The 13,448-nt window shown below is 72.3% G+C and carries 13 protein-coding genes; 7 read left to right on the forward strand and 6 right to left on the reverse strand.

What is annotated here, in order from left to right; translation table 11 throughout:
• Positions 1–41 precede the first annotated feature (41 nt).
• From DMB66_RS03615 to DMB66_RS03630, 4 genes are read left to right on the forward strand one after another with little or no spacing between them, the layout of a single operon-like run.
• Entirely contained in the window at positions 42–545 is a 504-nt protein-coding gene (locus DMB66_RS03615) for a hypothetical protein (RefSeq protein ID WP_125802546.1), read from the forward strand.
• Between the two features lie 47 nt (positions 546–592).
• Complete coding sequence (locus tag DMB66_RS03620) at positions 593–1,459, forward strand: DUF4097 family beta strand repeat-containing protein (RefSeq protein WP_125802547.1); 867 nt, start codon at positions 593–595, stop codon at positions 1,457–1,459.
• A complete protein-coding gene (locus DMB66_RS03625; RefSeq protein WP_125802548.1) occupies positions 1,456–2,376 on the forward strand; it encodes an ATP-binding cassette domain-containing protein in 921 nt (306 codons plus the stop codon). Before DMB66_RS03620 ends, DMB66_RS03625 begins: the two co-directional genes overlap by 4 nt.
• Positions 2,373–3,146, forward strand: coding sequence for an ABC transporter permease (locus DMB66_RS03630; RefSeq protein WP_125802549.1), 774 nt, complete (start codon positions 2,373–2,375; stop codon positions 3,144–3,146). The genes DMB66_RS03625 and DMB66_RS03630 overlap by 4 nt, the downstream gene beginning before the upstream one ends.
• Positions 3,147–3,195: 49 nt before the next feature.
• Here the strand turns inward: DMB66_RS03630 and DMB66_RS63460 are convergent, their stop codons facing one another.
• From DMB66_RS63460 to DMB66_RS03650, 4 genes are all read right to left on the reverse strand, one after another.
• Positions 3,196–4,380 carry an exo-alpha-sialidase gene (locus DMB66_RS63460; RefSeq protein WP_233624274.1) on the reverse strand — a complete coding sequence of 395 codons (1,185 nt, stop codon included), beginning with the start codon at positions 4,378–4,380 and terminating at the stop codon, positions 3,196–3,198.
• 47 nt (positions 4,381–4,427) lie between these two features.
• On the reverse strand, positions 4,428–6,596 hold the full coding sequence (locus DMB66_RS03640) for an RICIN domain-containing protein (RefSeq protein ID WP_125802550.1): 2,169 nt from the start codon (positions 6,594–6,596) through the stop codon (positions 4,428–4,430).
• Entirely contained in the window at positions 6,596–7,819 is a 1,224-nt protein-coding gene (locus DMB66_RS03645) for an alginate lyase family protein (RefSeq protein ID WP_233624275.1), read from the reverse strand. Before DMB66_RS03645 ends, DMB66_RS03640 begins: the two co-directional genes overlap by 1 nt.
• A gap of 191 nt (positions 7,820–8,010) precedes the next feature.
• Complete coding sequence (locus DMB66_RS03650) at positions 8,011–8,349, reverse strand: YciI family protein (RefSeq protein WP_125802551.1); 339 nt, start codon at positions 8,347–8,349, stop codon at positions 8,011–8,013.
• Between the two features lie 136 nt (positions 8,350–8,485).
• Between DMB66_RS03650 and DMB66_RS03655 the strand changes: the two genes are divergently transcribed.
• Both DMB66_RS03655 and DMB66_RS03660 read left to right on the forward strand, forming a co-directional pair.
• Positions 8,486–9,043: a TetR/AcrR family transcriptional regulator gene (locus DMB66_RS03655; protein ID WP_125802552.1), complete on the forward strand. Its 558-nt coding sequence runs from the start codon at positions 8,486–8,488 to the stop codon at positions 9,041–9,043.
• A gap of 1 nt (position 9,044) precedes the next feature.
• Positions 9,045–9,707, forward strand: coding sequence for a 1-acyl-sn-glycerol-3-phosphate acyltransferase (locus tag DMB66_RS03660; protein ID WP_125802553.1), 663 nt, complete (start codon positions 9,045–9,047; stop codon positions 9,705–9,707).
• 12 nt (positions 9,708–9,719) lie between these two features.
• On the opposite strand, the gene DMB66_RS03665 is transcribed toward DMB66_RS03660, so the two are convergent.
• Positions 9,720–10,676 (reverse strand): TIGR03885 family FMN-dependent LLM class oxidoreductase, encoded by a 957-nt coding sequence (locus DMB66_RS03665; protein ID WP_125802554.1) that lies wholly within the window; start codon positions 10,674–10,676, stop codon positions 9,720–9,722.
• A 65-nt stretch (positions 10,677–10,741) separates the two neighbouring features.
• Here DMB66_RS03665 and DMB66_RS63465 point away from each other — a divergent pair, with 65 nt between their 5' ends.
• Positions 10,742–12,286: an isochorismatase family protein gene (locus DMB66_RS63465; protein WP_233624276.1), complete on the forward strand. Its 1,545-nt coding sequence runs from the start codon at positions 10,742–10,744 to the stop codon at positions 12,284–12,286.
• Here DMB66_RS63465 and DMB66_RS03680 read toward each other — a convergent pair.
• The gene (locus DMB66_RS03680; RefSeq protein ID WP_125802555.1) at positions 12,270–13,352 is read right to left on the reverse strand and encodes a M20 family metallopeptidase; all 1,083 of its coding nucleotides are present in this window, start codon (positions 13,350–13,352) and stop codon (positions 12,270–12,272) included. The genes DMB66_RS63465 and DMB66_RS03680 overlap by 17 nt on opposite strands.
• Positions 13,353–13,448: the final 96 nt, after the last annotated feature.

The following is a 13,448-nucleotide window of genomic DNA, read 5'->3' on the forward strand; positions in this document are numbered from 1 at the left end:
GATGGCTTTACATGGCGCCACGATGGTGCCATGATGGCGTCATGGACCTCACGTCATATGTCGCCCGCCTTCGCGAGGAGCTCGCCGGCGCGGCCGAGCTCGGCGGCCCCGATGCCCGGGAGCTGGCCGGCCGGCTGACCGCACCGATGGATTCGGCCTTCCGGCTCGCGCTGCTCGATGCCCTGTCCGCCGCCGCCGACGAGATCACCCGCGACCTCGCACCCGGCTCCGTCGAGCTGCGGCTGCGCGACGGCTCACCCGGTTTCGTGGTGACCCCGCCGCCCACCGAGCAGCCGGCCGACGAGATCGCCGCGCCCCCGCCGGCCGAGTCCGCCGAGACCCCCGACGACGGCGCCGTGTCGCGGATCAACTTCCGCCTTCCCGACCAGCTCAAGACCCGGATCGAGGAGGCCGCCGGCCGCGAGGGGCTGTCGGTGAACGCCTGGCTGGTGCGGGCCGCCACCGCCGCGGTGCAGACCGGCGACCGGCCGCGCACCTCCCGCGCCCCGATCGGCGGCCAGCGCTTCACCGGCTGGGCCCGGTGACCGTGCGCACCGGCCGGCCCACCCCATACTCCCGAGAGGACCTGGCAATGCCTACTTTCGACACGCCCACGCCGATCCACGCGACCCTCGAGCTGATCGTCGGCGACGTCCGCATCACCGCCACCGACCGCACGGACACCACCGTCGAGATCCGCCCCACCGACCCATCCGCCGAGCTCGACCTGCGGGCCGCCGAGCAGACCCAGGTCGAGTTCGCCGACGGACGGCTGCTGGTCAAGACCCCCAGAAACCTGCGGAACCTCGCCTTCACCCGCAAGACCGGTTCGATCGACGTCGAGATCGCCCTGCCCACCGGCTCGGAGGTCCGCGGCGAGGCGGCGGTCGCCGCATTCCACAGCACCGGCACCCTGGGCGAGACCACGATCAAGACATCGGCCGGCGACGTGCGCCTGGAGCACACCGGGCCGCTCACGGTGCACACGGCCGGCGGCGCCATCGTCGTGCGGTCCGTGGCCGGCGACGCCCGGGCCACCGCCGCGACCGGGGTCATCCAGCTCGGCACGGTCGGCGGGGCCGTGGTGCTGAAGAACTCCAACGGCGACAGCCGGGTCGGCTCGGCCGGCGGCGATCTGCAGGCCAAGTCGGCCAACGGCGACGTGGTCGTCGGCCAGGCGCACGGCGACGTGGACGCCGCGACCTCCAACGGCAGCATCCGGATCGGCGCCGCGCACCGGGGCTCGGTCACGATCCGCACCGCGATGGGTGAGCTGGAGGTCGGCGTCGCCCGGGGCACGGCCGCCTACCTGGACCTGCACACCCAGTTCGGCAAGGTGCTCAACCAGCTCGACAGCTCCGGCGCGCCGGAGCCGGACGAGCACAACGTGCAGGTGCGGGCCCGCACCTCCTTCGGCGACATCATCGTGCGCCGCGGCGACACCGAGGAGCTCCGATGATCACAGCGACCGGCCTGCGCAAGGCGTACGGCGACCACACTGTCCTGGACGGCATCGACCTGCACGTCCCGGCGGGCTCGATCTTCGCCCTGCTGGGCCCGAACGGCGCCGGCAAGACCACCACGGTGCAGATCCTGTCCACCCTGATCCTGGCCGACGGGGGCGAGATCCGGGTGGCCGGCCACGACCCGGCGGCCGAGCCGGACGCGGTCCGCGCCGCGATCGGGGTCACCGGCCAGTTCGCCGCCGTCGACGGCCTGCTCACCGGCCGGGAAAACCTGATACTCATGGCCGACCTGCACCACCTGGGCCGGCGCGAGGGCCGGCGCCGGGCGGACGAGTTGCTGGAGCAGTTCGATCTGACCGAGGCGGCCCGCAAGGTGGCGTCCACCTACTCCGGCGGCATGCGGCGGCGGCTGGACATCGCGATGGGGCTGGTCGGGGATCCGCGGCTGGTGTTCCTGGACGAGCCGACCGCCGGCCTCGACCCCCGCAGCCGGCAGGCGATGTGGCAGACCGTCCGGCGGCTGGTCGCGGGCGGCGTGACGATCTTCCTGACCACCCAGTACCTGGAGGAGGCGGACCAACTCGCCGACCGGATCGCGGTGCTGCACGGCGGCCGGCTGGTCGCTGAGGGCACCGCCGACGAGCTCAAGCGGCTGGTGCCGGGCGGGCACGTCACGTTGCGCTTCGCCGACGGGCCGGCGCTGCGGGCGGCGGCCGTGGCCCTGGACGCCCGGGATGTCGACTCCGCCCAGCTCACTCTGCAGGTGCCCGGGGACGGCAGCGTGCACTCGCTGCGCACCCTGCTCGCCACGCTGGACGAGGCCGGCGTCGAGGTGGAGACCCTGACCGCGCACACCCCCGACCTGGACGACGTCTTCCTGGCCCTGACCGCGAAGGAGCCCGCACGATGACCACCCTGAGCCTCGCCGTCCGCGACTCGAACACCATGCTGCGCCGCAACCTGCGGCACATGCAGCGCTATCCCACGATGATCTTCTACCTGGCCGGGATGCCGGTGGTCTTCCTGCTGCTCTTCGTCTTCGTCTTCGGCGGCACGCTCGGCGCCGGCCTCGGCGGCGGCCGCGCCGAGTACCTCGCGTACGTGGTGCCCGGCATTCTGCTGATGACCATCGGCGGGGCGGCCGCCGGCACCGCGGTCTCGGTCGCCACCGACATGACCGAGGGCATCGTGGCCCGGTTCCGCACCATGGCGATCGCCCGGGTGTCGGTGCTGACCGGGCACGTGGTGGGCAGCATCATCCAGACCCTCGTCAGCCTGGTCATCGTGCTCGCGGTGGCGCTCGCGATCGGCTTCCGGCCCACCTCGAGCCCGACGGCCTGGCTCGGCATCGCCGGAGTGCTGGTGATGACCTCGTTCGCGATCACCTGGCTGGCCACCGCGCTGGGCCTGGTGGCCAAGACCGTGGAGGAGGCGAGCAACTCGCCGATGCCGCTGTCCCTGCTGCCCTTCCTCGGCAGCGGCTTCGTGCCGACCGACTCGATGCCCACCGGCCTGCGGCAGTTCGCCGAATACCAGCCCTTCACGCCGATCATGGAGTCCCTGCGGGCGCTGCTGACCGGGGCGCCGGTGGGTGACCACATCTGGTGGGCGACCGCCTGGTGCGCCGCCATCGCGCTGGCCGGCTACCTGTGGGCGAGGAAGCGGTACAACGCCCGCTGACCCGCGGGGCCCGGTCGACGACCGGGCCCCGCGGTGTGCGGGTGGACCGTCAGAAGTCCACGCGCTGGCTGCGGACGATCTGGAGCTTCGCGTAGTTCGCGGAGCTCGCGTTCACGTTGAACCCCAGAGTCCAGTACCAGTCCCGCTCCCGCTCGATGCTGCTCGGGTTCGCCTGGTCGTAGTGGCCCGAGTCGTAGAGCTGCTTCGTGACGGTGGCGCTCCACGTCGCACCGAGCGGGTTGTCGAACAGGACGCCGCGGGTGGGCCGGTGGCTGTAGTCGTACCGGTTGCCGTAGGTGAGGAAGATGTCCGGGTCGCTGGGGTCGCCGACCTTCAGCAGGTGGTGCGAGCTGGCGAGGAACCCGGAGCCGTTGATCAGCGGTCGCTGGATGGTGAAATCGGCCGTGTCGCTGTACGCGTTCCACCGGGCCAGCACGAACGCCCGGGCGTGCCGCCCCTCCTGGCCGGCCGGCGGGCTGGCCAGGATGGCCTCGGCCCGGATGCCGGCCACGACGGTGTCACCGACCTGCACGAAGCTGGGCTCGGTGTACCGCAGATTCTCGGTGGCCGGCGAGTCGTCGTTCGCGATGATCCGGCGGAACGACTGCGGGTTGAGCAGCGTGCTGGTGCCCGGCTGGTACTTCGCCCGCAGGTAGTACGAGCCGCCGTTGGAGCCGTCGGCGTAGAACGGGATGAGCACCTCGTCGACCGAGGTGCCCGCGTTCGTCAGGGGCAGCACGCTGCCGTGGGTGGCGACGCTCGCCGGCATGCCCGCCACCCGCAGCTCCACCGGGTCGGTGAAGCGTGTCCAGGGCGCCTGCCAGTACGAGTAGTACACCTTGCCCTGCGCGAAGAAGGTCATGATGACCTTGCCGTCGCGCATCCGGGTGAGGTTCGGGTCCCGGGTGTCGATGTTCGCCCACGGCGTCTGCTTGTTCAGCGCCGGAACCGGGCCGTCCCACGTGTTCGTGGTCGGGTCGAAGAACGACAGCTCGATCCGGCCGACCGCCGAGCTGTGCTCCAGGGCCCGGTGCCAGACCGCCATGATCCGGTCGTCGGCGTCCTGAATCTCGACGAAGGACGGGAACCGGGGCTCGTACCCGCCCTCCTCCTCGGTGACCGTCATGATGATGCCGATGGCCGCCCGCGCCGGCTGGGGCACCAGCGTCACTGCCAGCACCGCGGCCATCGCGACGGCAGCCCCGCGGTAGAGGACTCGGGTGATTCTTCGCATCTTCCGCCTGTCTCGGTCGGGGACGATTTCGGCGATGATCATAGGGGCTAGGGGCCACTGACCAGGCTGGTCACCTGGTGGCCGCTGTTGACCGCGGCGCCCGTGTTGTTGATGACGTGCGAGATCGTGCCCGTGCCGCCCAGCGAGACGGTCACCATGTTGTGGAACCTGACGCCGGCCTTCACCGGCACCTCGAAGGCTCGGGCGTTGACCACGCTGGGATTGACGTTGAAGTACGCGTACGAGCCCAGGCCCCACGCCTCGTGGTTGGTCACCGAGTCGGCCACCTTGTAGGCCGCCCAGCCCTGCGTCGAGCCGTTCATGTAGGCGGCCTGGTTCGGCGGGTCGTAGGGCATCTCGTTCTGGTAGAAGTAGGTGCGCCCGTTCTCGCCGTTCCAGATGGTCTGGTATTGCTGGTAGTGCTCGACGAACAGGCCGTAGAAGGTCACGTTGTCGCCGTTGACGGTCAGCCCGTTGGCGGCGGGATTGACGCTCCAGCCGTGCGTGCCGTTGTCGCTGTGGTCGGCGCGCCAGATCCAGGCGTGGTCACCGATCACGTTGTCGCTGTTGATCCGCAGGCTCACCGACGCCTTGCCGGCGATCGTCCCGCCGATCCGGAAGAACACGTCGGACAGCACGGTCGGGTTGGCCGCGTGGTTCGCCGCCGAGCCGGCCGGGCCGACCTCCATCAGCACCGGCGAGTTGGTCGTGCCGGCGTCGAAGAGCACCCCGGCCACCCGCACCCCGTCGACGTCGGCGACGGTCATCGCGGTGATGCCGTTCTGCGGCACGAAGGTGGCCAGGCCCAGGCCGAGCACGACGGTGTTCGCCCGGGTCACGGCGAGCGTCTGGCTGAGGTGGTAGACGCCCGGCGTGACCAGCAGGTTCTTGCCGGAGGCGAGGGCGGCGTTGATGGTGGCGGCGGTCTCGCCGGGCTTGACGACGAAGAACGTGCCGATCGGCAGGGACTGCCCGGCCGGGTTCCCGCCGGCCCAGGTGGTGCCGGTCGAGTTGGATCGCACCGCGGGCACGAAGACCTGGTACGCGCCGGCGGAGTCGACGTAGAGGTACGGCTTCTCCGCGACCACCGGTGTCTGGTTGACGGTGGTGTACGGCGGGCTCGGGAAGCTGTTCGCCGGCGCGCCCGGTGAGCCCACGAACACCTGGTTCCAGTTCGAGCCCGACCACGAACCCAGCTGCGAGTTACGGGTGATCCACTGCTGCTGCGAGCCGGACTGGACCTGCCCGTCGATCTTGGTGTCGGACATCCACCCGCCCGACGACCAGCCGCCGTCGGAGAGGGCCAGGTTGCCCCGCACGTGCATCCGGCGGTACGGCGCCGCCTGCGACACGGCCCACCGGTCGAGGCCACCGGCCGGCGTCACCGACAGGCCCTCGGCCGAGCGCCAGAAGTTCTGGGTGGCGTTCTGCGAGCCGTCCGGCCACCAGTCGGCCTCGGCGTGCACCGCGCCGTTGATGTTCACCGCGTCCGGCGTGAGTCCCAGCCCGGCGACCTGGGTGAAGAAGCCGACGTTGGCGTCGACGTTGTAGGAGCCCGGTTTGAACAGCAGGGCGTACCGCTGGTTGCCGAACTGGTTGCGCACCTGCTGGTTGAAGACCGTGTTGAGCCGGTTCTGGATGGTCGACTGCGCCATCGACGGGTCGAAGACGGTCACGTTCGGGCCGAGATCGGGGTTGCCGGTGCCCGGCGGAACCGTCGGCGGCGTGGTCGGCGGCGTCGAGCCGCCGTTGACCGTCCACTTCTGGTTGGCGCCGCCGCCGCAGGTCCACAGCTGCAGCCGCGCGCCGTCGGCGAGGTTGTTGCCGGTGATGTCGAGACACTTGTCCGCCTTGACGTTGACCAGGTCGCGGCCGGCCGTGTAGGTCCACTGCTGGCTGGTCAGCCCGGCGTAGCAGTCCCACAGGTGCACGACCGCGCCGTCGGTGGTCGCGCCGCCGGCCACGTCCAGGCACTTGCCCAGGCCCCGGAGCGACTTGTCGTCGCCGTACGTCCAGGTCTGGTTGGGCCCGCTCACGCAGGACCACATCTGCGCCGGGTTGCCGTTGGTGGTGGAGCCGTTGGTGACGTCGAGGCACTTGCCGTTGGCGCTGCTGACGACCGATCCGGTGGTGGCGGCCAGCGCGCCGGTGACGCCGGCGACGCCGAGCACGCCGGCGGCCAGGGTGGTGACGAGGACGGCGAGGACGCGTTTCATCAGGCTCCTTCGGGGTTGCCGGCGTGGGTGAGGGTCTCCCACGCGACGAACAGGTTGTTGCTGCCCTGCGGGCGCTTCGCCAGGGTGTACGTCTCGGTGTTGACCATCGCGATGCCGAGGCGGTGGTGCAGGGCGTTGAAGGCGACCTCGGTGACCGGGCCGAGCCCTTTGGTGACGCTGCCGCCGCAGATGGACGACGGCACGGCGGTGCCGTTCTCGAACTTCGTGTGCAAGCCCAGCGCGTGCCGCAGGCGGTCCCGCAACTCGGGGTAGAGATCGCCGCCCTGGATCCGGGTGGTCTCGGCGACGTGGGCGATCGCGGCGATGCCGTACCCGGTGTGCACGAAGTCGCGGCAGGTCTCCTGGGCGAGACCGTCGACGAAGGTGCTCTGCCCCTGCCAGTAGCTGATCAGCTCGGCGCGGGTGTCGATGCCACCGGCCGGCGGGTACTTCGGCTGCGCGCCGTCGGCGGTGACGTAGAGGTAGGCGGCCGTGCGCAGCTTGAAGCGGGCGATCGCCCGGTCGTAGGCGGCCCGGTCGTCGAGGTGGACGGCGATGCCGACGGCGGCCTCCATCATCGACAGTTCCCAGTTGCCGTTGCTGTGGATGCCGGGGATGACCACGGGCAGATACACGGTGCGCAGCATGGTGGCGAAGCGCGCCTGGTTCGGCCAGGTCCCGTACGCGTGCTTGATGATCTCCGCGGCCCGGGGCCATACCGAGCCGGCCCAGGCCGTCTGCAGCGGCGCGTTGCTGTTGGTGTGCGTCCTGATCGTGGCCGACCACGCGTCCATCAGCGCGATCGCCTTGGCGGCGTACGCGGTGTCGCCGGTGATGTACCACATCAGCGCGTCGGTGTACGCGGCGATCGCGTCCTCGCGCTCGTCGGTGCAGCCGTTGTTCGGGTTGGAGTACGAACCGCACTCGACGACCGCGCGCGGCGCGGGCGTCCGCGACAGGGCGGCGTACCTGCTCGCGGCCATCTGCCGGTAGGCGTTCGTCCAGGGTTGCGCCCCGGCGGCGACCCTGCCCTTGACGAAGTCGAGCTGGGCCCGGTTGAGCAGCACACCGGGGTGGGAGAAGGCGGCCGCCGCGCTCACGGCCGGGATGCGGGTGGGGGTGACGGTGCCGGCGTTCGCGGTGGAGCGGACGCCGGCGGTGGCCAACAGGGCGACGAGCACGGTGCCGGCGGCGAGCAGCGACCGGCGGGGGGATCTCGGCACGGTGGACTCCGGAGGGGACGGGAAACCGGAAGGTGACTTAACAGTGCCGAACTCAACCGTGGCGGCCGGGACGCGGTCAACCGGACATCGACCAAGTTAAAGATGACGAAAGGATCGACGACAAGAGAGCGCTTCCCCTTGACAGCAGAGCCGATCAGGGCCCCGGAACCGGTTACGGCGGGGAAGCGCTCTCACGGGGTCAGCAGCCGCCGCACGTCGATCTGCTGGCGCAGCGGCACACCCCCCGGGCCCGGCGCGGCCGACGCCTGGGCGGCGATCTGGAGGGCGCGTTCCTCGGACTCGACGTCGACCACCCGGTAGCCCGCCAGCGCCGGCGGCACGCCGTCGCCGGGCGCGAGATCGCCCGCCACCCGGTGCGCCCGGCCGCCGAGGCCCTGGGCCTCGACCAGCTCACCGGCCGCGGCGAGTTCGTCGTCCAGGCTCCGCTGGAAGTCGAAATGGCGGCGCACATCGGCGGGCGCCCAGGTGCCCATGGCCGCCTGGTGCTGGATCAGCAGAAACTTCGTCATACCAGCGGGTCGGTACCGCTCGGCGTTTCTCGACATGCCGTTTCCGGTCTCGACATGCCGTTTCCGGTACGGAAGCAGAGCTGCCCGACCGCCCGAGGTAATAGACACTGTCTACGCCAGCTGGTAGACAGTGTCTATGCATGCCGACCTGCGCGATCATCTCGTCGCCACCGGCGTCGAGCTGGTCACCGCCGAGGGCACGGAGGCCCTGACGCTGCGCGAGATCGCCCGCCGCGCGGGTGTCTCGCACGGCGCGCCGCGGCGTTACTTCCCCACCCATCGCGAGCTGCTCGCCGCGGTCGCCCGGGTCGGCTACGCCCGGCTGGCCGGCCGCGTCGACGCGCTCGGCGAGCAGCCCGATCCCCGCGCCGGGCTGCTCGCCCTCGGCCGGCTCTATCTGGAGTTCGCGCGCACCGACCGCGGCATGTTCGAGCTGATGTTCCGCCACGAGCTGCTGCGCGGCAACCAGGAGGGGCTGCGGGCGGCCAGCAAGCCGCTGTTCGCGGTGCTGGTCGACCTGGTCGCCCGGGGCCGGCCCGGCCGCGACGACGCGGCGGTGGCCGCCGGGGCGCTGTGGGCCAACCTGCACGGCATCGCGCAGCTCTGGTCCTGGGGGAGCCTGCAGATGACGGTCGAGACCGAGGACGCCGACGCGCTGCTGCGCACGGCCATCGACGCCTACGTGGAGCGCTGACATGCTGCCGGAGCTCATCCGTGCCCTGCTCGTGCCGGTGTCCCGGCTGGCCTTCCGGCCGGTGGTGGAGGGCCGCGAGCACGTGCCCCGCGAGGGCCCGGTGATCCTGGCCGCCAACCACCTGTCCGCCGTGGACAGCTTCCTGATCCCGCTGGTGTCACCCCGGCAGGTCGCGTTCCTCGCCAAGGCCGAGTATTTCACCCGGCCCGGCGTGCGCGGCCGGCTGACCGGCAGCGCGCTGAGCGGGCTGGGCGCGGTCGCCGTGCCGCGCGGCGAGCTCCGCGCCGCCCAGGCCGCCCTGGAGACCGCGCTCGGCGTGCTGAACGAGGGCAGGGCGTTCGGCATCCACCCCGAGGGCAGCCGCTCCCGCGACGGCCGGCTGTACCGGGGGCGCACCGGCGTGGCCTGGCTGGCACTCGCCTCCGGCGCTCCGGTCGTACCGGTCGCGGTGCTCGGCACCGACCGCATCCAACCGGTGGGCGTGCGCTTTCCGCGGCCCGGCCGGGTCACGGTGCGCTTCGGCGCGCCGCTGCGTTTCGCCCCGCCGGCGGGCAGCGCCGCGCGGGCCCGGCGCGAGGCCACCGACCAGATCATGGCGGAGATCGAGAAGCTGTCCGGCCAGGAGGCGGCCGGGATCTACAACGAGCTCTCCGCCGGGCAGTAGCCGCCGGCCGGCTCAGCGCAGCGCCGGCAGCACCTTCGCGCCGAAGGTCTCCACGAACGGCCGCAGGTCCTGGCCCACGTGGTGCAGGTAGATCCGGTCGAAGCCCAGCGCCGCATAGCCGCGCAGCCACTCGATGTGCCGCTGCGGGTCGGCGGAGATGTTGACGACCTCGCGGACCTGCTCCAGGGTGACGTTCTCGGACACCACGTCGAAGTGCTCGACCGTCTCCAGGTCCCAGCAGATCGGCGGGGTGAAGACGTTGCTGCGCCACTGGTCGTGGGCGATCGCCTCGGCCGCGGCCTCGGTCGGCGCCCAGCTCAGGTGGACCTGCAGGGCGGTCGGGCCGCGGCCGCCCGCATTCCGGTACGCCGCGAGCATCGCCCGCAGGTGCTCCTCGGGTGCGTTGACGGTGACCAGCCCGTCCGCCCAGCCCGCGCACCAGGCGGCCGTCCTGGTGCTGACCGCCGCGCCGATCAGCGCCGGTGCCGTCCCGGGCCGGGTCCACAGCTTGGCCCGGTCCACCTTGACGAGGCCGTCGCGGGTGACCTCCTCGCCGGCCAGCAGCCCGCGGATGACGCCGACGCACTCCAGCAGCCGTTCCTCACGAACCTCCTTGCGCGGCCACGGCTCGCCGGTGACGTGCTCGTTGCTGTACTCGCCGCTGCCCAGCGCCGCCCAGAACCGGCCCGGGTACATGGCGCCGAGGGTGCCGATGGCCTGGGCGATGATCGCCGGGTGGTACCGCTGGCCGGGCGCGTTGACCACGCCGAAGGACAGGCTCGTGGCCTGCAGCGCGGCGCCGAGCCAGGACCAGGCGAACGCCGACTGGCCCTGCCGGGCGCTCCACGGCGAGAAGTGATCGGAACACATCGCGGCGTCGAAACCGGCGCGTTCGGCGGCGACCACGGCGGCGAGAAGCTCAGCGGGCGGGATCTGCTCGTGCGAGGCGTGGATGCCGTACTCCGTCATGCCGAAGTCGTACCCACCGCGACCCGCGGGCAATCCCGGAAGGTGGACAGGCATAGCGTGCGGGGATGACAGCCGTGCCGTTCTACCTCGACTGTGACACCGGCGTGGACGACGCCCTCGCCCTCCCGCTGCTGCTCGGCCACCCCGATGTCGCCCTGGCGGGCGTCGGCACGGTCAGCGGCAACACGGCCGCCGGGCAAGCCGCCCGCAACACCCTGAACCTGCTCGCGCTCGCCGGCCGCGACGACATCCCGGTCGCCGTCGGCGCGCATCATCCGCTGGCCGGCACCTTCGGCGGCGGCGCGGCGCAGGTGCACGGCGGCAACGGCGTCGGCGGCGTCGAGCTGCCCGCCGCGCCCCGGGCGACCGAGGCCCGGGACGCCGCCGACCTGCTGCTCGCCCTGGCCCGGCAGCACGCCGGCGAGCTGCGGATCGTGGCGACCGGGCCGCTGACCAACCTGGCGCTGGCCCTGCGCCGGGAGCCGGGCCTGGCCGGCCTGGTCCGCGACGTCACCATCATGGGCGGGGCGGTCCGGGTGCCGGGCAACGTGACCGGGCGCGCCGAGGCAAACATCGCCGGAGACCCCGCGGCGGCCGCCGCCGTGCTCGGCGCGGGCTGGCCGGTCACGCTGGTCCCGCTCGACGTCACCATGCGGCATCGCTTCGACGAGGGCGACCGGGCCGCGCTGGCGGCGGGCACACCGCTGACCGCGGCCCTGGCCGCGATGCTGACCGGGTACTTCGACTTCTACGAGCCCGCCCTGGGCGAGCGCCAGGTGCCGCTGCACGATCCGCTCGCCGCGGGCGTCGCGACCGGCGAGCTCACCCCGGCGGAGGCGCCGCTGCTCGGCCTGCGGGTCGAGCCGGACGGCAAGCTCGTCGAGGATCCGGCGGTCGCGTCCCGGACCCGGGTGGTGCTCTCGCTGACCGGGGACGCCGCCCCGGTCATCCTCCGAGCCGCGCTGCGCATGACCGACCCGCATCTGGCGCCGCGCTGGGAGACCTCCGCGCTGGTCACCATCGACATGCAGCGGGACTTCCTGTCCGGGCGGCCGTACGGCCTGGCCGGAACCACCGAGATCGTGCCGTCGCTGCGGTCGCTGGCCGACGCCTTCCGGGCCGCGCGGCGGCCGATCGTCCACATCGTCCGGCTGTACCAGGGCGACGACGTGGACCGGGTCCGGCGCACGCTGGTCGGCGGCGGCGGGCAGCTCGCCCGGCCCGGCACCGACGGCCGCCTGCTCGCGCCCGGGCTGCTGCCCGGCGACGGGCCGGACCTGGACGACAAGCTGCTGCTCGACGGGCACGCCCAGGTGCTGGGCCGCGACGAGTACGCCGTCTTCAAGCCCCGCTGGGGTGCCTTCTACCGCACCCCGCTCGACGACCTGCTGCGCGGGCACGGCATCAGCACGGTGGTCTTCGCCGGGTGCAACCTGCCGAACTGCCCGCGGGCCAGCATGATCGAGGCGAGCGAGCGGGACTACCGCGTCGTGCTCGCCACCGACGCCATCTCCCAGGCCAGCGAGCAGGGCTTCCGTGAGGTCGCCGGGATCGGCGTCGTGCTCGCGCCCACCGCCGAGATCGTCGCCCGCCTCACGGCAGTGCGCTGAGGCCGGTCAGGAACGAGACCAGAGCCTCCCGGTACGGCAGCACGGTGGTCAGGTCGGCGTACTCGTCCGGGCCGTGCTGGCCGTCGCCGCCCGGGCCGAAGATGACGGCGTCGATGCCGCGCGCGGAGTAGAACCGGCCGTCGGCGGCGCCGTGCTTGCGCAGCAGGTCTCCGGAATAGCCGGCCTTGCGCGCGGCGGCCTGCAGCAGGGCCACCTCCGGGCTCTCCGGGTCGGCGTGGTGCGGCGGTCCGAGGTTGTCCACCAGCACCTCGGCGCCGCTCACCCCGGCGAGGAACGCGGCGACCTGCTCGGCCGTGCGGCCGGCGAAATCGGTGTCCTCGCTGGGGAAGCGGATGTCGAGCCAGGCCGTGGCCGCGGCCGGGACCTGGTTGACCGCGCGGTTGGTGCTCTCGATCCGGGCGACGTTGACGGTGGTCCGCCACTGCTCCGCCGGCGGCACCGGATAGCGCCGCAGCACCGCGTCGACGGCGCCGGTCAGCCTCAGCAGGGCGTTGTCACCCAGCCACGGGTAGGCGGCGTGGGCGGCTGTGCCGGTGGTGTGCAGGCGCACCTGCAGGATGCCCTTGGAATCGGTGACCACGCGCAGGCCGCTCTGCTCGCCGATGACCACGAAGCCGGCCGTGACGCCGGCGGCGATCTGGTGCGCGGTGCCGTCGTGGCCGCCGACCTCCTCGTCGGTGACCAGCTGCAGGCCGAGCTGGTACGGCAGCTCCGGGGCCAGCGACCGGAAGACGTCCGCCAGGACCAGCGCCGCGATCTTCATGTCCTGCGCACCCCGGCCGTAGAGCCGGTCCCCGTCGCGGCGCGCCGCGTAGGAGTCGGCGGGCACCACGTCGAGGTGGGCGTTGAGCAGCACCCGGAACGCCGGGCGGGGGCCGGGCAGGTGCACCAGCGCGCTGGGCTTGCCGCGCGCGGAGAACCGTTCGACCGTGAAGCCGGGCCCGACGACGCCGAGCACCAACTCCAGCGCCCGCCGCAGCTCCTCGGGCCGGTCCGCGGTCGACGGCACGGCGATCAGATCGGCGGCCCGGGCCATCAGATCCATGCGCTCGAGGCTACTTCCAAATTCGGTTGCGACCCGTCGGGCGACCGGATAGAACTGACCGCCGGACCGAGACGGAAAGGAGGACTGAGCCATGTA

The organism is Actinoplanes sp. ATCC 53533 (genome assembly GCF_003947245.1).